Origin of the sequence: uncultured Bacteroides sp. (assembly GCF_937912035.1) — a bacterium.
Taxonomy (GTDB): domain Bacteria; phylum Bacteroidota; class Bacteroidia; order Bacteroidales; family Bacteroidaceae; genus Phocaeicola.
The window spans coordinates 18029-40486 of sequence record NZ_CALDPF010000007.1 but is presented as its reverse complement, the minus strand read 5'-3'; the positions used below and the strand labels follow the sequence as shown (position 1 = coordinate 40486).

16 protein-coding genes are annotated in these 22458 nt (G+C 42.7%); 12 read left to right on the top strand and 4 right to left on the bottom strand.

Annotated elements, in window-relative coordinates; genetic code table 11:
* The first annotated feature begins 91 nt into the window (after positions 1-91).
* The 6 genes from Q0486_RS00990 (at position 92) to Q0486_RS00965 (ending at position 9176) form a co-directional block, all read left to right on the top strand.
* The gene (locus Q0486_RS00990; RefSeq protein ID WP_299229446.1) at positions 92-1321 is read left to right on the top strand and encodes an LL-diaminopimelate aminotransferase; all 1230 of its coding nucleotides are present in this window, start codon (positions 92-94) and stop codon (positions 1319-1321) included.
* Between the two features lie 53 nt (positions 1322-1374).
* On the top strand, positions 1375-3564 hold the full coding sequence (locus tag Q0486_RS00985; protein ID WP_299229443.1) for a glutamine synthetase III: 2190 nt from the start codon (positions 1375-1377) through the stop codon (positions 3562-3564).
* 12 nt (positions 3565-3576) lie between these two features.
* Entirely contained in the window at positions 3577-4032 is a 456-nt protein-coding gene (locus Q0486_RS00980; RefSeq protein ID WP_299229440.1) for a TspO/MBR family protein, read from the top strand.
* A gap of 180 nt (positions 4033-4212) precedes the next feature.
* Complete coding sequence (locus Q0486_RS00975) at positions 4213-5325, top strand: AraC family transcriptional regulator (protein WP_299229695.1); 1113 nt, start codon at positions 4213-4215, stop codon at positions 5323-5325.
* Positions 5326-5616: 291 nt separating this feature from the next.
* On the top strand, positions 5617-7335 hold the full coding sequence (locus Q0486_RS00970) for a leucine-rich repeat protein (protein ID WP_299229437.1): 1719 nt from the start codon (positions 5617-5619) through the stop codon (positions 7333-7335).
* A 53-nt stretch (positions 7336-7388) separates the two neighbouring features.
* Positions 7389-9176, top strand: a complete 1788-nt coding sequence (locus Q0486_RS00965) for a leucine-rich repeat protein (protein ID WP_299229434.1) — start codon at positions 7389-7391, stop codon at positions 9174-9176.
* Positions 9177-9338: 162 nt separating this feature from the next.
* Here Q0486_RS00965 and Q0486_RS00960 read toward each other — a convergent pair whose 3' ends face one another.
* Positions 9339-9983, bottom strand: a complete 645-nt coding sequence (locus Q0486_RS00960) for an HAD-IA family hydrolase (RefSeq protein WP_299229431.1) — start codon at positions 9981-9983, stop codon at positions 9339-9341.
* Between the two features lie 191 nt (positions 9984-10174).
* Here Q0486_RS00960 and Q0486_RS00955 point away from each other — a divergent pair, with 191 nt between their 5' ends.
* Positions 10175-11581 (top strand): amidophosphoribosyltransferase, encoded by a 1407-nt coding sequence (locus tag Q0486_RS00955; protein ID WP_299229429.1) that lies wholly within the window; start codon positions 10175-10177, stop codon positions 11579-11581.
* 75 nt (positions 11582-11656) lie between these two features.
* Here the strand turns inward: Q0486_RS00955 and Q0486_RS00950 are convergent, their stop codons facing one another.
* Positions 11657-12832, bottom strand: coding sequence for a BamA/TamA family outer membrane protein (locus tag Q0486_RS00950; protein WP_299229426.1), 1176 nt, complete (start codon positions 12830-12832; stop codon positions 11657-11659).
* A 257-nt stretch (positions 12833-13089) separates the two neighbouring features.
* Here Q0486_RS00950 and pepT point away from each other — a divergent pair, with 257 nt between their 5' ends.
* The 4 genes from pepT (at position 13090) to Q0486_RS00930 (ending at position 19562) form a co-directional block, all read left to right on the top strand.
* Entirely contained in the window at positions 13090-14316 is a 1227-nt protein-coding gene (gene pepT, locus Q0486_RS00945) for a peptidase T (protein WP_299229423.1), read from the top strand.
* A 105-nt stretch (positions 14317-14421) separates the two neighbouring features.
* The gene (gene gcvT, locus Q0486_RS00940) at positions 14422-15507 is read left to right on the top strand and encodes a glycine cleavage system aminomethyltransferase GcvT (protein ID WP_299229420.1); all 1086 of its coding nucleotides are present in this window, start codon (positions 14422-14424) and stop codon (positions 15505-15507) included.
* A 118-nt stretch (positions 15508-15625) separates the two neighbouring features.
* A complete protein-coding gene (locus Q0486_RS00935) occupies positions 15626-17878 on the top strand; it encodes a cation:proton antiporter (RefSeq protein WP_299229417.1) in 2253 nt (750 codons plus the stop codon).
* Between the two features lie 178 nt (positions 17879-18056).
* Positions 18057-19562, top strand: coding sequence for a hypothetical protein (locus tag Q0486_RS00930; RefSeq protein ID WP_299229415.1), 1506 nt, complete (start codon positions 18057-18059; stop codon positions 19560-19562).
* Between the two features lie 72 nt (positions 19563-19634).
* Here Q0486_RS00930 and Q0486_RS00925 read toward each other — a convergent pair whose 3' ends face one another.
* Together Q0486_RS00925 and Q0486_RS00920 are read right to left on the bottom strand one after the other, a co-directional pair.
* Positions 19635-20189, bottom strand: coding sequence for a 1-acyl-sn-glycerol-3-phosphate acyltransferase (locus tag Q0486_RS00925; RefSeq protein WP_299229412.1), 555 nt, complete (start codon positions 20187-20189; stop codon positions 19635-19637).
* A gap of 17 nt (positions 20190-20206) precedes the next feature.
* Positions 20207-20473 carry a hypothetical protein gene (locus Q0486_RS00920; protein ID WP_299229409.1) on the bottom strand — a complete coding sequence of 89 codons (267 nt, stop codon included), beginning with the start codon at positions 20471-20473 and terminating at the stop codon, positions 20207-20209.
* A 300-nt stretch (positions 20474-20773) separates the two neighbouring features.
* Here Q0486_RS00920 and Q0486_RS00915 point away from each other — a divergent pair, with 300 nt between their 5' ends.
* On the top strand, positions 20774-22417 hold the full coding sequence (locus Q0486_RS00915; protein WP_299229407.1) for a diphosphate--fructose-6-phosphate 1-phosphotransferase: 1644 nt from the start codon (positions 20774-20776) through the stop codon (positions 22415-22417).
* Positions 22418-22458: the final 41 nt, after the last annotated feature.

Here is a 22458-nt window from a genome sequence, read left to right as displayed (position 1 = left end):
TGTAACATGATATACAAAAGCATATAATTATATTTCATGAATGACATTTTTTTCGTATTTTTGCGCCAAAATAGACTAAAAGAGATAATATATGGCATTGGTCAACGAACATTTGTTAAAGCTGCCCGATAATTATTTGTTTACTGACTTGGCGAAAAGGGTGAATACATTCAAGGTAACACATCCTAAGGCTGATATAATAAATCTGGGTATTGGTGATGTTACGCGTCCTATACCGCAATCATGTCTTGATGCAATGCACAAGGCTTTGGATGATCAGGCAAGAGTCGAGACATTTCATGGATACGGTCCTGAACAAGGATACAGCTTTCTTATTGATGCCATTATAAAGCATGATTATGCAGCGAGGGGAATATCTTTGGAACATAGTGAAATTTTTATAAATGACGGTGCCAAGACTGATTCTGGAAACTTTGGAGATATTCTTCGACATGATAACAGTATTGGAGTAACAGATCCTATTTATCCTGCATACATAGACTCTAATGTTTCATGTGGTCGTGCCGGAACGCTTGAAGAAGGGTATAGGTGGAGCAATGTTATTTATATGCCATGTAGTCCAGAAAACAATTTTATTCCTCCAATACCAGAACAGAGAGTTGATATCGTATATTTGTGTTTCCCCAATAACCCGACTGGTACAGTCCTCAGCAAATCAGAACTGAAAAAATGGGTTAACTATGCTCTCGAAAACGATACTCTTATATTGTTTGATGCTGCTTACGAAGCTTATATCAGGCAACCGGATATTCCACATTCCATTTACGAAATAAAAGGCGCTAAGAAAGTCGCTATTGAATTCAGAAGTTATTCAAAGACAGCCGGATTTACCGGTATCAGATGTGGATATACTGTAGTTCCTAAAGAAGTTACTGCTTCTACACTAATGGGAGAAAGAATCTCACTTAACAGACTGTGGCTTAAAAGACAGACTACAAAATTCAATGGAGCTTCATATATTGCTCAGCGTGGAGCTGAGGCTATATACACTCCTAAGGGCAAAGAGGAGGTAAAGGCCATGGTAGATTACTACATGGAGAATGCCAGAATAATGAAAAAAGGGCTAACGAGCATAGGCTTGAGAGCTTACGGAGGCGAAAATGCTCCATATCTGTGGGTAAAGGCTCCCAAAGGTATGACGTCGTGGGGCTTTTTTGACAAACTTCTGTATGAATCTCAAGTAGTAAGTACTCCGGGTATAGGTTTCGGACCGAGTGGTGAGGGATATATACGTCTTACGGCATTTGGTGATAGAGACAGATGTAAGGAGGGAATCCAAAGAATATGCAACAATATATAAACTAGAATGTAAATAACAACAATAAATTTAGAAAATATACAAACTTAGGTATTATGTCACAATTAAGATTTAAAGTAGTAGAAGAGGCTTTTCACAAGAAACCTGTTAATGTGCCATCGCCTTCACAGCGTCCTGGTGAATATTTTGCCAAATATGTATTCAACAGAGAGAAGATGTTCAAGTATCTTCCAAGTAAGGTTTATTCAAAGCTTATTGACGTAATAGACAATGGTGCCACTTTGGACCGCAGCATAGCAAATGAAGTTGCAGCCGGAATGAAGAAATGGGCTGTAGAACTTGGAGCTACACATTATACTCACTGGTTCCAGCCACTTACTGAAGGTACTGCAGAGAAGCATGATGCTTTCGTAGAACACGACGGGAAAGGCGGAATGCTTGAAGAATTCTCTGGAAAACTTCTTGTACAGCAGGAGTCAGATGGTTCGTCATTCCCTAACGGTGGTATCCGTAATACTTTCGAAGCCCGTGGATATAGTGCTTGGGACCCGTCTTCACCTGTATTCGTAGTTGATGATACATTGTGTATTCCTACAATCTTCATTGCATATACAGGAGAGTCGCTTGACTATAAGGCACCTCTTTTGAAATCTATACATGCAGTGACAAAATCTGCTCTTGACGTAATACACTATTTTGACCCTTCTGTAAAGAAAGTATATTCATATCTGGGATGGGAACAGGAGTATTTCCTTGTTGACGAAGGCTTGTATGCAGCACGTCCTGACTTGTTGCTTACAGGACGTACGCTGATGGGACATGAGGCTTCTAAGAACCAGCAGCTTGAGGACCACTATTTCGGTGCTATTCCTACACGTGTGGCTGCATTTATGAAGGATTTGGAAATCCAGTCACTTGAACTTGGTATCCCTGTCAAGACTCGTCATAATGAGGTTGCACCAAACCAGTTCGAGCTTGCACCTATCTATGAGGAATGTAACTTGGCTGTTGACCACAATATGCTTGTTATGTCGCTCATGCGTAAGATTGCGCGTAATCATGGTTTCAGGGTGTTGCTACATGAAAAACCTTTCAAGGGTGTGAACGGTTCTGGTAAGCATAACAACTGGTCGCTTGGTACTGATACAGGGGTACTGTTGATGGCACCGGGTAAGACTTCGGAAGAAAATCTCCGTTTCATCACATTCGTTGTCAATACATTGATGGCCGTTTATCACCACAACGGATTGCTCAAGGCATCTATCATGAGTGCAACAAACTCTCATCGTCTTGGAGCACACGAAGCTCCTCCTGCAATCATTTCTTCATTCCTCGGCTCTCAGTTGAGTAAGGTGCTCGACCATATAGAAGAAAGCAAGGCGGACGAGTTCATGTCATTGAGCGACAAGTTGGGATTGAAACTTGACATTCCTCAGATTCCTGAACTGCTTATAGATAATACAGACCGTAACCGTACTTCGCCATTCGCATTTACAGGAAACAGATTTGAATTCCGTGCTCCGGGTTCTGAATCTAACTGTGCAAGTGCAATGATAGCATTGAACACTGCTGTGGCAGAACAGTTGATGATATTCAAGAAGGAAGTTGACGAGCTTATCGAAAAGGGTGAACCTAAGATGTCAGCTATACTTCAGACTATCCGCAAGTACATAACTATATGCAAGCCTATACGTTTCGACGGTAACGGATATAGCGACGAATGGAAAGAAGAGGCAGAACGTCGTGGTCTGGATTGCGAGACAAGCTGTCCGTTGATTTTCGACAACTACATGAAACCTGAAACAATCAAGATGTTCGAGTCAACAGGCGTAATGAACCGTAAGGAGCTTGAGGCACGTAACGAGGTTAAATGGGAAATGTATGTAAAGAAAATCCAAATTGAAGCACGTGTGCTCGGCGATCTGGTTATGAACCATGTAGTTCCTGTAGCTACTGAATATCAGACTAAGTTGTTGGATAATGTATATAAGACCAAGTCGGTATTCGGTGAAGAAGAAACAAAGAAGTTGTCTGCCGAAAATATAACTATTATCAGAGAAATAGCTGAGCATACTGCCTATATCAAGGAAAATGTAGATGCTATGGTTGAAGCCAGAAGGGTAGCAAACAGAATAGAGTCTATCCGCGAAAGAGCAATCGCTTATCATGACAAGATAGCTCCGATGCTGGAAGAAATACGTTACCATATAGACCAGCTTGAACTTATGGTAGATGACCGTATGTGGACACTTCCTAAGTATAGAGAGTTGTTGTTTATAAGATAAAAATAGAATGTCATGAAGCGTATCATCAATTATATATGGCCTGTCCTCTTATGTTTCGGCGTTGGTTTTGCTGCAAGCAGGCTTCAGTCTGAGTCCATGATGGAGTGGTACCCTAATCTGAATAAGTCATCCCTGACTCCGCCAAATATAGCATTTCCTATTGCATGGTCAGTTATATATCTGCTGATGGGGCTTTCATTGGGAAGAGTATTGAGCAAAGGAGACAAGAAAAGTGCTTTAATCTGGATGGTTCAGCTTGTGTTTAATTTCCTTTGGAGCATATTGTTCTTCACTATGCGTATGCCTTTATGGGGATTTGTAGATATATTGTTGCTTGATGCTTCTGTTCTCAGTTTTATGATGATGGCATATAAAAATGATAAACCTTCGTTTTATATGTTTCTACCTTATATATTATGGTTGGTTATAGCCACATATTTGAACGGATATATACTGTTCAATAATTGATATATTTTCATGAAATAATAAATCCCGGAGCGATACACGGTTCCGGGATTTATTTTTATATACAGTGGATAAACTTTGTAAGTTTTCTTTATATTATATATATTTTTTTCATCATTATTCTATATATAGTAAGGATTTATGCTTAATTTTGTTTGTGAAATCATTATCAAGGAGGTGAGTATGAATCTTTCTATATACAGTAATTCGCTTTGCGTAGCACTGCCCCTAATGCTTTTCTTCGGCTTTTATTTCATGTTTGGAAGAACTCCGGACAAATCTATTTTTAGTAATTATCTCCGTTCGCGCCGTATTATGGGGGTGGCACTTCTTTTGCTTGCAGCCAATTATTCAGTACATTTCTTTTTCGAGATCAGGTATCGTGACGTGAATTCTGCCATAACGATGAACCTTTCCACATACTTTCTGTGTTACTGGCTTTTCAGTTCTGCCCTTACCACCCTGCTTGATCGTTTCTATATTACTCGCCGTAGGCTAACTATCCATTTGCTGTTGTGGATATTGTTTACAGCCATTTCAGTTGTGGTATTGATTTATCTTCCCGAGGGAAATATACAGAATGTGGGATTGTTGCTTCTTGCTTCATGGCTTGTTGTGTATGGCATAGTTCTCGCCATGCGTTTGATAAAGGCGTATAAACGCGCTGTTGTTTTGTTTGAGGATTCTCATTCTGACGATATAGGAACATACATCAGATGGCTTTCGTTTTTCACCTGGTGGGCTGTTATATATGGTGTGGGATGTGGTTTGTTTACATTCTTACCCGATGAGTATGTGTTTATATGGATTCTATCGTCAGTTCCTTTCTATATCTATCTTTTCTGCTCGTACATGAATTATCTTTTGTTTTATGAGCAGGTGGAAAGTGTTTTCGAGTCGGAGATGCTTTCCGGTGAGATTCTGGATTTATCCGACGAACAGAAATATATTGAGGCTCCCTCACACTATGCCGAAATATCAGAAAAAATATCAGCATGGATTGATGCCGAAGGTTATATCACTCCCGGACTTACAGTAAAGGAATTTTCCGAAACTTTGCATACTAATCGCACATATCTTTCCGGATATATAAAATCTACATATAATGTTTCTTTCCGTGACTGGATTACAGGTCTGAGGATGGAGTATGCCAAACGTTTGCTTGACAAATATCCTGAACTTACTATAGCCGATATATCAGCTAGATCAGGTTTCCAGTCGCCGAGCCATTTCATACGTCTGTTCAGAGAAAGGGAAGGTTTCTCTCCTGCCAAATGGAGGAAAACGAAGTCATAATAGTAGTTTGATAAAATATTCTATTCAACAAAAAATATCTCAAACGACAAAAAACAAATATCATATACAGCAAAGAAATGCCTTTCTGACAATTATTACATATTTTATTATTTAAAATAGCTTGTACATGGATCCTTTTGCTTTATTTTATGTGTTGGAATTCATATTGATGAGATATAAAAAACATGTAAAATATGAGCGATAGGATATCTTTTCTTATCATGTCAATATTGTTTAGTGTGATTTATCTTCCAATATGGGTGACAAAGTCAATATAAACAATATAAGAATATGAAAAAGAGAAGTACATTTTTCTTTCTGCTTGCCGCACTGATCTTGGCGGCCTGCAAGTACGACGACTCCGAACTTTGGGAGCAAGTGAACCAAAACACCGAAGAACTGGCCGCTCAGGCCGCGCGCATCGCCGCCCTCGAAGCCTGGCAAACCGAGACGAACACCAACATCGAGGCGCTGCAGACCCTGCTCAGCACGACGGACTACATCACCGCCGTGACGCCCGTCGTGAAGGACGGTGTGGAAGTGGGCTTCACCATCAGCTTCCTGAACACGCCAGCCATCACCATCTACCACGGCACGAAGGGCGACAAGGGTGACAAGGGCGACACCTCGCAGATAGGCGCCACGCAAGCCGACGACGGCAACTGGTACTGGACGCTGAACGGCGAGCTCCTGACCGACATCGACGGCAACCCCATCCGCGCCAACGGCACGCAGGGCGAGCAAGGCGACCAAGGCCCCGCCGGCGACGACGCCCCGCTGCCCCAGCTGGCCACGGGCGCGAAGCTCAACGAACAGCAAATCACCACCGACTCGCAGGGCGACGCCATCGCAGTCGATGCCATCTACTTGAGCGTGGACGGCGGCGCGACATGGACACGCGTCAGCGGCAAGAAAGGTGACACGGGTTCCACCGGTCCTGCCGGTCCGCAAGGCGACAGCTTCTTTGACAGCGTAGACTATACTTCGAACCCGGACTACGTGACCTTCACTTTGGCCAACAGCGGCGGCTCCTTCTCCGTGCCCCGCTACATGGGCATCAGTCTGACGTTCAATCCTACGAGCCTCTCCCTGCTCTACGACGAAAAAGCGACCATAGAATGCACCGCCGAAGGTAGTGCCGACTTCACCACGGACAACCTCTTCATCGTGGCTCCCGCGGGCTGGAAGGCCGACATCGCCCTGACCCGCTCTGCCAGTACCGGGTTTACCCTTACCGTCACCGCTCCCGACACGGACTCCGAGGGCGAAATCCTCGTGATGCTGGACAACAAGAAGGGCAGCACCACCATCGGGCGCATCCCCGTCTTTTGTGGCACTAAGCTGGCGATAGGCAACCACCAGCCCGGCCAGCTTGCCGCTATAATCGGAAACCACACCGACCTGACCTCCATCACCGTGACAAGCGGCGAGATCAACGATGACGACTGGGAGGCCATCAAACGGAACGAATGGACATTGCAGACTCTCGACCTTGCGGGTGCCACCTATAATACAAATGACTTGGAATACGTTAAAATCTTCTACGCAGATCCTGTCCCCCTCACGACTGCCAAGCTGCCCCAAGGCGTCACGGGCATCGGTAGCGGCGCATTCTACAACTGCGCCGCCCTGACCTCCATCGAACTCCCGGCATCGCTGACGAGCATCGGTAACTACGCATTCGGGCTCTGCTCCGCCCTGACCTCCATCGAACTCCCGGCATCGCTGACGAGCATCGGAATGAATGCATTCAGGGACTGCACCTCCCTGACCTCCATCGAACTCCCGGACGGGATGACGAGCATCGGAAACTTCGCATTCTACTACTGCACCGCCCTGACCTCCGTCACCAGCCGGGCTGATACGCCGCCCACGCCGGGTAGGAGTATCTTCCACGGCTGCACCGCCCTTACTAACATCTACGTGCCGGCCACGTCGGTAGATGCCTACAAGCAAGCATCCACCTGGAGCGATTACGCGGACAAAATCTCCGCCATCACCGAGCCGTAAACTTTTGAACCTTTCCAGCAAACAATGCCATGTAACAAGAAAATTTATAAGATATGAAAGCAAGAAAGACCTTAACCCTCCTCCTGCTCGCCGCGCTGACCTTCGCGGCCTGCAAGTACGACGACTCCGAACTTTGGGAGCAAGTGAACCAAAACACCGAAGAACTGGCCGCTCAGGCCGCGCGCATCGCCGCCCTCGAAGCCTGGCAAACCGAGACGAACACCAACATCGAGGCGCTGCAGACCCTGCTCAGCACGACGGACTACATCACCGCCGTGACGCCCGTCGTGAAGGACGGTGTGGAAGTGGGCTTCACCATCAGCTTCCTGAACACGCCAGCCATCACCATCTACCACGGCACGAAGGGCGACAAGGGTGACAAGGGCGACACCTCGCAGATAGGCGCCACGCAAGCCGACGACGGCAACTGGTACTGGACGCTGAACGGCGAGCTCCTGACCGACATCGACGGCAACCCCATCCGCGCCAACGGCACGCAGGGCGAGCAAGGCGACCAAGGCCCCGCCGGCGACGACGCCCCGCTGCCCCAGCTGGCCACGGGCGCGAAGCTCAACGAACAGCAAATCACCACCGACTCGCAGGGCGACGCCATCGCAGTCGATGCCATCTACTTGAGCGTGGACGGCGGCGCGACATGGACACGCGTCAGCGGCAAGAAAGGTGACACGGGTTCCACCGGTCCTGCCGGTCCGCAAGGCGACAGCTTCTTTGACAGCGTAGACTATACTTCGAACCCGGACTACGTGACCTTCACTTTGGCCAACAGCGGCGGCTCCTTCTCCGTGCCCCGCTACATGGGCATCAGTCTGACGTTCAATCCTACGAGCCTCTCCCTGCTCTACGACGAAAAAGCGACCATAGAATGCACCGCCGAAGGTAGTGCCGACTTCACCACGGACAACCTCTTCATCGTGGCTCCCGCGGGCTGGAAGGCCGACATCGCCCTGACCCGCTCTGCCAGTACCGGGTTTACCCTTACCGTCACCGCTCCCGACACGGACTCCGAGGGCGAAATCCTCGTGATGCTGGACAACAAGAAGGGCAGCACCACCATCGGGCGCATCCCCGTCTTTTGTGGCACTAAGCTGGCGATAGGCAACCACCAGCCCGGCCAGCTTGCCGCTATAATCGGAAACCACACCGACCTGACCTCCATCACCGTGACAAGCGGCGAGATCAACGATGACGACTGGGAGGCCATCAAACGGAACGAATGGACATTGCAGACTCTCGACCTTGCGGGTGCCACCTATAATACAAATGACTTGGAATACGTTAAAATCTTCTACGCAGATCCTGTCCCCCTCACGACTGCCAAGCTGCCTCAAGGTGTCACGGGCCTCAGTGTGGATGCATTCGTGAACTGCAAAAACCTCACCTCCATCAACATCCCGGAAGGGCTGAAGAGCATCGGAGAAAACGCATTCCAGTACTGCACCGCCCTAACCTCCATCGAACTCCCGGACGGGGTGACGAGCATCGGATACTTGGCATTCGGGAGCTGCTCCGCCCTGACCTCCGTCGACCTCCCGGCATCGCTGACCAGCATCGGAAGCTACGCATTCGAGGGCTGCTCCGCCCTAACCTCCATCGAACTCCCGGCAGCACTGACGAGCATCGGAGGCAGGGTATTTGCCTTTAGCGGCATCCAAACCCTTACCTGCCGGGCCACTACGCCTCCCGATGCAGGAAGCGATGGAGAGGCTTTCTACGATGCCACCAGCATCTCTGAAATCCGCGTACCCGCCGGGGCGGTAGAGGCCTACAAGCAAACACCTGGCTGGAACTGGTACAGCATCGTAGCTATCCCCAAGCCGTGACTCTTGTTAGATATTGTTAAAAAAAATGCGGGCAAGTTTTGATTAAAATTTGCCCGCATTTTTTTATGAATTTAGACAGAATCCGGTGGAATCTATTTATCTTATTCGGAAAATCCAAAGCGTCCTAGGTGGAAATTCTGCCTTACCGACAAAGGAAATTTTTTATAGTAGTTCGTCAAGCGAAGTTACAATTCCTGCATGCGGGTAAGCTTCAAGTTCCTTGCGTGTAGTCATTCCGTGCAGCACACCCGCAAAGTCCACACCGGCATTGAGGGCTGTTTCGGCATCTACGGTGCTGTCGCCACAATACAGAACATCGTTTTTATCTAATCCCAAATGGTTTATGGCAAACAATAGACCTTCCGGAGATGGCTTTGGCATCTTTACATCTTCGCCTCCTACTATTATGTCAAGAAATCCTTCGGGCAGTTTCTCTCCTAAAAGTTCCATAATCCTATATCTGTATTTTGTAGATATAATTCCTATTTTTGCTCCTCTTTCCTTCAGTTGTGACAGTACATAGAGTGTTTCCGGAAACAATACAGTGTTTGCTGTCATAAGTTTGTCTGCTTGTGCTACATATTCCTTGCGGTATCCTGCCAGTGTTTCTTTATCATTTATACCTGTAAGTATGGTAAATGATTCCTCCAGAGTTTTTCCTATGGTACGCTTTATGGCTTCGTCACTGATACCATGGTGCCCATGCATTGCAAGTACGTTTCTGAAACACATCACAATGCCACGAGATGAATCTGCAAGTGTGTAATCAAAATCGAAAAGATAAGCCTTGTATGTTTTCTGTATCATTGTGTCGTAAGTTTATATTTCGCGTAAAGGTAATGCTTAATGGGTTTTATCCAAAGCAAAATTTGTTTTTTTGTTTTCAAATTGTAGTATGAACGATTTTTTTGCAACCTTTATGCCTTCATGCTTATGAATATTTTCTGATTTTTTTATACTTTTGTATCGCTAAAACTAATTTAATTGCTATAAAAAGAATGGGAGGTTTTTTTGGTACAGTCTCTAAGGCTGAATGTGTGACCGATTTGTTTTACGGCACAGACTATAATTCTCACCTCGGTACCAAACGTGCCGGAATGGCAACATACGCTGCCGGTGAGGGTTTCATGCGCGCTATCCACAGTTTGGAAAGTTCTTATTTCCGCACCAAGTTTGAATCTGAGTTGCCTCAATTTAAGGGAAATGCTGGAATTGGAGTTATAAGTGATACTGATCCGCAGCCCATAATGATAAACTCTCACTTGGGTAAGTTTGCGATAGTGACAGTGGCAAAAATCAATAATGAGGAGGAATTGGTGAGTGAACTGCTTGCATCGAACATGCATCTGTCAGAAATGAGTATGGGTAAAACCAATCAGACAGAACTCATTGCATTGCTTATTGTTCAGGGAAAGGATTTCGTGGATGGTATAGAGAATGTATTCAACAAGATAAAAGGTTCTTGCTCAATGCTTATTCTTACTGAAGATGGTATAATCGTTGCACGCGACAAGTGGGGACGTACTCCGATTATCATAGGTAAGAAGAATGGCGCATATGCTGCAACTAGCGAGTCGAGCAGTTTGCCAAACCTTGATTTTGAAATAGAAAAATATGTCGGCCCGGGAGAGATTATCCGTATGCGCGCCGATGGACTGGAGCAGATGCGCAAACCTAATGACAAAATGCAGATCTGCTCTTTTTTGTGGGTTTACTATGGTTTCCCTGTTTCTTCATACGAAGGAAGGAATGTAGAGGAAGTTCGTTTCATGTCCGGTTACAAGATGGGACAGACTGACGATTCTGAAGTGGACTGTGCTTGCGGTATTCCTGATTCCGGTGTAGGTATGGCGCTTGGATATGCCGAAGGAAAAGGTATACCATATCATCGTGCAATAGCTAAATATACTCCTACATGGCCTCGTAGTTTTACTCCAAGTAACCAAAATCTACGTTCGTTGGTAGCAAAGATGAAGCTTATACCTAATCGTTCTATGCTTCAGGGTAAGAGACTGTTGTTCTGTGATGATTCTATAGTACGCGGTACTCAGCTTCGCGATAATGTGAATATTCTCTATGATTACGGAGCAAAAGAGGTGCACATGCGTATAGCCTGTCCGCCGCTTATTTACGGATGTCCGTTTATCGGTTTCACTTCGTCAAAGAGCGACATGGAGCTTATCACACGCCGTATTATCAAGGAAATAGAAGGTGATGAGAATGCCAAACTTGACAAGTATGCTACTACTGATTCTCCTGAGTATAAGGAATTGGTGGAACGTATAAGAGCACGTTTCGGACTGACTTCGCTGAAGTTCAATACTCTTGAAACTTTGATTGAGGCTATCGGACTTCCTAAGTGTAAGGTTTGTACACACTGTTTCGACGGTTCAAGCTGTTTCTGATATAAATAAGATATATAAAAAAAACTCCGCAGGTCATCGTACCTTGTGGAGTTTTTTAGTATATGAAATGTTTTATCAGAATGCTTCTGTCATATTTACATAAAATAAGTTTTGCTTGTTTACGAAGTCCCTACCTATATCAAGTCTGAAATTCATACGTGGCTGTACTTCTATTCTCAGACCGACACCTGCGTTGGGCAGTACACCTTCAATCTTGCCTGGATTAGGTCCCATAAAACCGGCGCCTCCCCATACTACGTATCCTAAACGGTTGGCTACTTTCTTCCACCAGTTACTTCTGTCGGTATTGAACATCTGTCTATATTCCAGTATTGCAAGATGTGATGACTTGTCGCGGAACTGTCCCATATAGTAGCCTCTGAGGTCGAACGGAGTACCGCTAAGTACATACTTGTTCAGAGGTATATTATTGCCAAATACGTTTTTGCTCTGTACTGTCCATGCCAGGACTTTTCTTTTACCTACCGACTTGTACTGGCGGTAGTCGAATTCCAAACGGTAGTAATTGTCGTCGCCTCCTAGCCATTTCTGATACATTATACCGCGGAAATCAAAATACAGACCTTTATACGGATTGGCAGGAATATCACGTGTGTCATAGCTTAACAGGAATCCCAGACCGGAACTGAAATTGCTGTACCCGTCTGCAGTACCTCCGGCCTTTATGTAGTTCTTGTCTTGTGTTATACCTTCAGCCACATTCATCATGTGATCGTAGTTTAAGTCAATCTGCGGACCGGCAAAGAAGTTGCTCTCTTTTATGCGGAAAAGAAACCATGGATTAACTTGTATTCCGCTGTATTTGTATTGGCTGGTTTCTTTACCTCTTATGTAGTTTTTGTTAGTTGTATATCCCACTCCATAATAATTCTCCTGGGTGTTCTTGTATATGAATTGTCCGAAGATACGGAATTTGTCGTTCTTGAAGAATAATTGAGGTTTCACAACTATATTCAGTCCTCCACTGAACATTAATGCTACGGAGGCAGGAACTACCGAACGCTTCATGGTACTGTCCTTTGGATTCATGCTGAAAGTTACCAGGGCACTACCACCTACCAGTAGTCCGAAGTCCGGAGTATAGCTAGGACCTCCAAGAATATTATAATGTACGTTTCGTTGAGCTTTTTTTTGTCTTTTGAGTTCTTTTTTACTTAGAACGACTGTTGTATCACTGGCAATATGAATACCTTGTTTTACAATCTCGGCTTCTTGTCCTAAAGTCTTCATTGGAAGCGTTATTAAACACGCCATGAGCAATAATGTAGGATATAATTTCATTCTGTCTGTATATATTTTGGTGCAAAATTACGAAACTTACTCAATAGTTTGATGTTCTTTTGATAATACTTTTTGGTTTTTATGATGTATTTCTTTTTAAATGAGTTGCCGAGTCTGAAAAATTACCAAAAAAAGGATATGTAGTTTTGTTATTAGAAACCATTTCTTTAACTTTACATCAATCAATAATTTAACATATAAAAAACATGACAGTAATAGACAGATTTTTAAAGTATGTGACTTTTGATACCCAGTCGGACGAGAATACAGGTGTTACTCCAAGTACTGCAAAGCAGATGGTTTTTGCAAAATATCTGCAGCAGGAACTTCAGGAACTTGGACTTGAAGAAATATCTCTTGATGAAAACGGATATTTGTTTGCTACTTTGCCTGCAAATATAGACAGACCTGTTCCGGTGATAGGATTTATCGCCCACATGGATACAAGTCCTGATATGAGCGGCGAAAACGTAAAACCTCGTATAGTAGAGAATTATGACGGAACTGATATAGTATTATGTAATAAGGAAAATATTGTTCTTTCTCCTTTGCAGTTCCCTGAATTGCTTGACCATAAAGGTGAAGATCTTATTGTGACAGACGGTCATACGCTTCTTGGTGCAGATGACAAGGCAGGTATCGCCGAGATAGTTTCTGCAGTGGCTTATCTGAAAGAACATCCTGAAATCAAGCATGGAAAGATCAGAATCGGTTTCAATCCTGATGAGGAAATCGGCCTGGGAGCACATAAATTCGACGTGGAGAAATTCGGTGCAAAATGGGCTTATACAATGGACGGTGGGGAAGTTGGAGAACTTGAATTCGAGAACTTCAATGCTGCAGCCGCTAAAATTGTGATAAAAGGAAGAAACGTTCACCCCGGATATGCAAAAAACAAGATGATAAATTCAATGCTTGTAGCAAATGAGTTTATGTCTATGCTGCCGGCTGATGAAACTCCCGCCACTACTGAAGGTTACGAGGGTTTCTATCATCTGATAGGCATGAAAGGTGAAGTGGAACAGTCAGAACTTTCATATATCATCCGCGATCATGACAGGGAAAAATTTGAAAACAGAAAAGCTTTTGTTGCTGATTGTGCAAACAAGATTAACACCAAATATGGCAGTGAAATTGTAGCTGTAGAACTTAAAGACCAGTATTACAACATGCGTCAGGAAGTTGAGCCGCTGATGCACATCATTGACATTGCATTCGGTGCGATGAAAGAAGCCGGGGTAGAGCCTAAGGTTAAGGCTATACGCGGAGGTACTGACGGTGCGCAGCTGTCGTTCAAGGGACTTCCTTGTCCTAATATCTTTGCGGGAGGATTGAATTTCCACGGAAGATACGAATTTGTTCCTGTACAGTCTATAGAAAAGGCTGTAAAAGTAATTGTGAAAATAGCTGAGCTGACAGCAAACAGATATTGATTATAACTGGCAAGGTCTCACTATAATGGTGAGCCTTGTCTGTTTCTCTTTATAACCTTACAAATATCAGAAAATCCAAACTATAAATTTAATACCTTAATACTTATGAAAACTACTCCATTTACAGAGAAGCATATAGCGCTTGGAGCTAAGATGCATGAATTCGCAGGTTATAATATGCCGATTGAATATTCAGGAATTATAGAAGAACACCTTACTGTGTGTCAGGGTGTTGGAGTCTTTGATGTTTCGCATATGGGAGAATTTTGGGTAAAGGGACCATCTGCACTTGAATTCATTCAGCAGGTTACTTCGAACAATGCTGCGGTACTTACTCCGGGAAAAATTCAATATACATGTTTTCCGAATGAAAATGGCGGAATAGTAGATGACCTTCTGGTTTATGCCTACGAACCTGACAAATATATGCTTGTGGTGAATGCTGCAAATATAGAAAAGGACTGGAACTGGTGTGTTTCGCATAACACAGTCGGTGCAGAATTGGAAAATTCGTCCGACAATATCGGACAACTCGCTATACAGGGACCTAAAGCCATTGATACATTGCAGAAACTAACAGATATTGTTCTGGCTGATATTCCTTATTATACTTTTAAGGTTGGCGAACTTGCCGGTGTGAAAAATGTCATTATATCAAACACAGGATATACCGGTGCGGGAGGTTTCGAACTATATTTCTATCCGCAGGATGCAGAGAAAATCTGGAATGCAGTGTTCGAGGCAGGTGAGGAGTTCGGCATCAAACCTATAGGTTTGGGAGCTCGCGACACTTTGCGACTAGAAATGGGATTCTGCCTGTATGGTAACGATATAGACGATACCACCTCGCCATTAGAAGCAGGGCTGGGATGGATAACAAAGTTTGTTGCCGGAAAGAACTTTACAAATCGTGCCGCACTGGAGAAACAAAAGGCAGAAGGAGTTTCACGCAAGCTTGTAGGTTTTGAGATGATAGACAGAGGTATTCCAAGGCACGGCTATCCTCTTACTGATCTGGATGGAAACGTTATCGGTAATGTTACATCGGGAACAATGTCGCCAACACGCAAGATAGGTATAGGCATGGGATATGTCAAGGCAGAATTCTCCAAGCCGGGAACAGAAATATGTCTGGACAATCGTGGCAGAAAACTTAAAGCCATAGTAGTCAAACCTCCTTTCAGAAAATAAAAGTATTGTCTTTTTGATATTATTAGGCGGAAGTTTATGTGATATTTTGCATAGACTTCCGCTTTTGCTATTATTTTATTTAGTATTTTTGCGGTTGTAATAACTATTTATAACGATTATGTCTCATTTGGCTCCTTTAATAAGCGATTTGGCCCTGATATTGATATGTGCCGGTATAATGACTCTTGTGTTCAAGAAGTTGAAACAGCCATTGGTATTAGGTTATATTGTCGCCGGATTTCTGGCCAGTCCACATTTTACTTTTACTCCTTCTGTAACAGATGCTGAAAGTATTAAAACATGGTCTGACATAGGTGTGATATTCCTTTTGTTTGCTCTTGGTCTTGATTTCAGCTTCAAGAAACTGATGAAAGTCGGTGGTTCTGCGGTGATTTCGGCATGTACCATTATACTGTGTATGATAGCAGTTGGAATATTCGTAGGTTGGACTTTTGGTTGGAAGCAGATGGATTGTATATATCTGGGAGGTATGCTTGCTATGTCGTCCACTACCATTATATATAAGGCTTTTGATGATTTGGGTATACGGCAACAGAAGTTTACCGGTCTTGTATTGAGTATTCTTATTATTGAGGATATTCTGGCAATCGTACTTATGGTTATGCTATCTACAATGGCTGTAAGCAAGAATTTCGAAGGTATGGAGATGGTAGGCAGTATTCTGAAATTGGTGTTTTTCCTTATCTTGTGGTTTGTAGTTGGCATGTATCTCATTCCAACATTTCTCAAACGCTCGCGTAAGTTTATGAGTGATGAAACACTTCTTATTTTCTCCTTAGGTATGTGTTTTGGAATGGTTGTACTTGCTTCCAAGGTAGGCTTTTCTCCAGCATTCGGAGCTTTTATTATGGGGTCTATACTTGCCGAGACACTCGATTCTGAACGTATTGAAAAGCTGGTTGCCCCTGTAAAGGACTTGTTCGGTGCCATATTTTTTGTGTCTGTAGGTATGATGGTCGATCCAAACCTTATAGTTGAATATATATGGCCGATTGTAGCTATAATAGTAGCTATCTTGTTAGGACAGACCATATTCGGTACCGGTGGTGTACTGCTTTCCGGACAATCTCTCAAAACGTCTATGCAGTGCGGTTTCAGTTTGACACAGATAGGTGAGTTTGCCTTTATCATTGCCTCGCTTGGGGTAAGCTTGAATGTGACTAGTGATTTTCTGTATCCGATAGTCGTTGCCGTATCTGTAATAACCACTTTTCTGACACCTTATATGATTCGTCTTTCTGTTCCTGCATATAATTTTGTTGATAAACGTATGCCACCTAAGTGGAGAAATATGATAGAAAGATATTCTGGTTCTACACATCCGGCAAATTATCAGAGCAATTGGAAATCGTTGATTTATGCTATAATTAGAATCACTGTGATATATTCCGTTCTGACTATAGCAGCTATTTTTATATCATTCAGTTTTATTCTTCCTTTATTTATAGAAGCTTTGGGTGACAGGTGGGGACGCTGGGCTGGTGCGGCCATAACGATAATTCTCATATCGCCTTTCCTGCGTGCCATGATTATGAAGAAGAACCATTCTATAGAATTTAAGGCTTTGTGGAAAGACAGCAGGTTCAATCATGCTCCTCTTATATCTGTAGTTATACTCAGAATAGTGATAGGTGTGATATTTGTTATTTATATTATAAATCATTTGTTTCAGGCATCCGTAGCAATAGTAGTTGGAGTAGCAATAGTCGTGGTGCTTACAATGATATTCTCACGTTTCCTGAAAAAACAGTCCATTCTGATGGAGAGGACTTTTGTTCAGAATATGAGGTCGAAGGATATGTTCATGATTTATAGAGGCAGTAAAAAGCCTGAGTACGCAGGACGATTGCTCGATAGGGATATACACTTGACAGATATAAAGATTTCGGCAGATTCATTGTGGGCAGGTTTGACCCTAATGGAACTTAATTTGGGAAAAAGATTTGGAGTTCATGTGGCATCAATCATACGTGGTACGCACAGAATCAATATTCCGGGTGGACAGACAAGGATATTCCCGGGTGATACAATTCAGGTTATAGGTTCCGACTCGCAGTTGTCGGCATTTGCCGAACATGCAGAAGCTATTTCAGAGGGTTGTGTGGATGATGACTTTGAGAAGAAAGAAATGCTTCTGAAACAGTTTGTCGTGACCGAAAATTCAAAATTTGTAGGAAAGACTATCCGCGAAAGTGGAATTAGAAACAAGTATCACTGCCTTGTAGTAGGAGTGGAATCTTCCGGCGATATGTCATTGCGTCAGCCTGATGTAGATGCAGAATTGCAACAAGGTGATATCGTTTGGGTAGTGGGAGAGGAGTCCGCACTGAATGCCTTATTCGAGGATTGATAGTTTATTCATGTATATAACACTTAAAAGACTAAAAAAATATATCTGAAAAGACTGTATATTATTTAGATATTAATACGGTTTTGTATCTTCGTAATAATATTAACCTTATCTTGATTTTATGTCTTTATACAGTTTTTTCAGATATCTGATATATTCTTTTCTTTTTGTCTTTATCATGTCTTCCTGTTCGCGTCGTGACGATGCCGATGTGAAACGTGCAGTAAACGTTTTGTCGATGGTGAAAGACATGTGCGATAAAGACAGTTTTCCAAAGAATGATTCTATTCTGAATTTTTCAGTCAAGGTGTTTTCTCGTGAGGAGATGGATTCCTGTCTTGCTATGGCCTATTTTTATCAGGCCCGAATTCAGCATAAGAATTTTTATCTTCTCAGGGCGATAGACAGTTATGTCATGGCTGGTGAATATGCCGGGTCGGACAGTATGCTTCATTTTAAGATTAATCTGGAACTGGCGAAAATATACCGTTTCAAGATGAGGCATGATATGGAAAAGTCATACATAAATTCGGCTGAACGCTTGTTGAAGTCACTGCACGATTCGTCGGCAAACATAGATTTTCTACATGAAAAGGCATTATATTATCTGAATAAAAAAGACATGCCGAAGGTATATTCCACTTTAAGGAAGGCATTGGCATATTTATATGATAAAAACGATAATACTAAGTCGGATATATATAAACATTTGTCGGAGGCATATATGGCTTCTGGTAATTCTGACAGCGTAGTGTATTTTGCCGACAAAGGTCTGGAATTGGGGCCGGTTCCCCAGTTGAAGAGTGAACTGCTAATGTTGAAAGGATTGGCATACACTTTGAATGGGAACTCAGATTCTGCAGTACATTATATAGTTCCCAATATGTATAGTGTAGATATGTCTGCACGTATAAAGTCGTATAGGGCAATGTCTGAAATGTACGACAGTCTTGGAAAACTTCCTCAAGCTTATGATTTTCTTAAGAAATATACTGTAACTCTTGATTCTCTGATAGAAGACAGGCGTGATGAATTTATGGAAAAAATGCATGGCTTACATGAATACAACATCCAGAAAAACCGTGCCAACAAGGCTGAGATGCAAGCAGCCTCAAGTCGGTTGATGTTTTCAAACTTTGTACTTGCCGCATTATTTGTCATAATGTTTTTATCTGTATTGCTTCATCATTACCGCTCAAATAAACGTAAACTTACAGAGCGTTTGAGAGAGGAGACATGTTTGAAAATGGAAGAAACGTTGAAGTGTAGGGATATGGAAATATCGCTTGCACGTAAACAGGAAGAACTTAAACAAAAAGAGATTGAGAAACTGAATAAAAATATTGATTATTATAAACAACTTAACAATATCACTCTTCCTGTGATTATGAGGAGACAGAATGCTCAGGGTGCACTTCATCTGACTGATGAAGACTGGAAGATTATAACAGGCAATACTGATGCTTGCTTTGATATGTTTACAGAGAGACTGAAGAAACTTTGTCCTCAGCTTACAGATGATGACATACGTTTTTGCTGTCTGGTAAAGATGGAACTCTCCATGTCCATGCTTTCTGAGATATACCATATTGCAAAGGCTAGCATATCACGACGCAAGATGAGGCTGAAAGAGAAAATAGGAATAGAGAATACCAGCTTCGACGAGTTTATTATTGATTTCTAGTATATTTGCTAAAGTTTCAGGTAAAGAAAACGGCTGTAAATCAAATTATTTACAGCCGTTTTCTTTATTTTTTTAGACCTCTCCTATATCGAACTTCTCAGGATGTTTCCCCTTGAAATCTTTGAAGTAGAGTTTTATTTCGCGCATGTCCTTATCTATATCGCCTGTAGGCATGATAGCCTTGTTGGCATAGATGCATTTTTTCTGATAATCTATACCTATAAGCACAATAGGTATATTTGCGCCGCTTGCTATGTAATAAAAACCTTTTTTCCAATTAGGGTTTGCCGAACGTGTACCTTCCGGAGTTATTGCCAAATGGAATTTCGGACTTTTCTTTATCAGCTCCACTGTCTGCTCTACCAATGAAGTGCGTTTGCTTCTGTCTACTGGTATTCCACCCATCCATTTGAACAGGTATCCCAGTGGGAAGAAAAACCAGTCTTTTTTCATAAGAAACCCTGATTCACGGCCTATGGCACCGATGAACAGTTTTCCTATTATCAAGTCCCAGTTAGTGGTGTGTGGAGCAGCACAGATTATACATTTGTCGTAATCGGGAACATTGACTTCAGCCTTCCATCCCAATAGTTTGAAGTAAATAAAACTGAAAAGCGCTTTCTTCATTTCCTCCTGTCAGTGGCTTATTTTTCGTTCAGCTTGTTGAACACTTCTTCAATCTGTGTATTGAAATCCGATTTCAGCTTTTTGTAGAAACCTTTTACATTTCCTGGTTCAGTATGGCTGATTCGGCTTATTATATCTGAACGGAGGTTTAGTGTCTTTTCTACAAGGTTTGCGATATCTTCACGTCTTTCACCTTCGGCGTTCATGCCTTCTATAATACACATACCAACAGTTACCTCAGAAATATAGTTCACATGTTTTTTCAAGTCTCTTCTACTAGCCATAATTCTATGATTTTAATTGATTAATAAAAAATATTTTGTCGTAAAGATAATGTTTTTGTTGGAATATATACCTCTTTTTGTCAAATATTATTCCTGTCGTGTATTTTTTTTTATCCGTCATTTTCGTATTTCCGAAAAAAAGGCGAAATTTGCACAGAATGTTGAAAAAGCATCTGAAATAAAACGCCAGCACGTTATGATTAAAACAATAGGGCGTTTTGATTAAAATGACAAAGCGTTTTTAAAAAACGTATAACTGCTCAAAATAACATACACCTTATATAAATAAATTTTGAAATTATGACAAAAAGTGCATTACAAATTGCAAGAGCTGCTTATCAGCCAAAATTACCAAAAGCCCTGACAGGTGCGGTTGCAGTGAAGGAAGGTGAAGCTACTCAGTCTGTAGCCGATCAGGAAGCTATCAAGAAGTTGTTCCCTAATACTTACGGAATGCCTTTGATCCAGTTCGTAGAAGGACAGGCTCAGAACACTGCAGAAATGAATGTCGGTGTTATCTTGTCTGGTGGACAGGCTCCTGGTGGACATAACGTTATCTCTGGTCTTTTCGACGGTATCAAGAAACTTAATCCTAACAACAAACTTTACGGATTTATCCTTGGTCCTGGCGGTCTGGTAGACCATAACTATAAAGAACTTACTGCTGATATCATCGACGAATACCGCAACACAGGTGGTTTCGATATCATCGGTTCAGGTCGTACAAAACTTGAAAAAGAAGAACAGTTCGAAAAAGGTTACGAAATTTTGAAAGAACTTGGTATCAAGGCTTTGGTTATCATCGGTGGTGACGACTCTAACACTAACGCTTGTGTATTGGCTGAATACTATGCAGCTAAGAATTATGGTGTTCAGGTAATCGGTTGTCCTAAGACTATCGACGGTGACTTGAAGAACGAAATGATTGAAACATCATTCGGTTTCGATACAGCTTGTAAGACTTACTCTGAAGTTATCGGTAACATTGAACGTGACTGTAATTCAGCTCGTAAATACTGGCACTTCATCAAATTGATGGGACGTTCTGCTTCTCACATCGCTCTTGAATGTGCTCTTCAGACTCAGCCAAATATCTGTATTATCTCTGAAGAAGTTGAAGCTAAGAACATGTCACTTGACGATGTTGTAACTTACATTGCACAGGCTGTTGCTGACCGTGCTGCTGCCGGAAACAACTTCGGTACAGTTCTTATCCCAGAAGGTCTTATCGAGTTCATTCCTGCTATGAAGGCTCTTATCGCTGAATTGAACGACTTCCTTGCTGCTAACGGCGAAGAATTCAACAGCATCGAACCTAACAAACAGCGTGAATATATCATAAGTAAACTTTCTGCAGCAAATTCAGCTATCTATGCTTCTCTTCCAGAAGGTGTTGCTCGTCAGTTGTCACTCGACCGCGACCCACACGGAAACGTACAGGTATCACTTATCGAAACAGAAAAACTTCTTTCTGAAATGGTTGGCAAGAAACTTGCTGCATGGAAGGCTGAAGGTAAATACGTAGGTAAGTTCGCTGCTCAGCACCACTTCTTCGGTTACGAAGGACGTTGCGCTGCTCCATCTAACTTCGATGCTGATTACTGCTATTCACTTGGTTATACAGCTTCATTGCTTATCGCAAGTGGTAAGACTGGTTACATGTCATCAGTACGTAACACTACTGCTCCTGCTGCTGAATGGATTGCAGGTGGTGTGCCTATCACAATGATGATGAACATGGAACGTCGTCACGGCGAAATGAAACCAGTTATACAGAAGGCTCTTGTTAAACTTGACGGTGCTCCTTTCAAAGCATTCGCCGCACAGCGTGAAGCTTGGGCTAAGGAAACTGCATATGTTTATCCAGGTCCTATACAGTACTTCGGTCCTACAGAAGTTTGCGACCAACCAACAAAGACTCTTCAGTTGGAACAGGCTAAATAATATCGGTTAATGACTGATAATAAATAATTGCCAGGAATCAC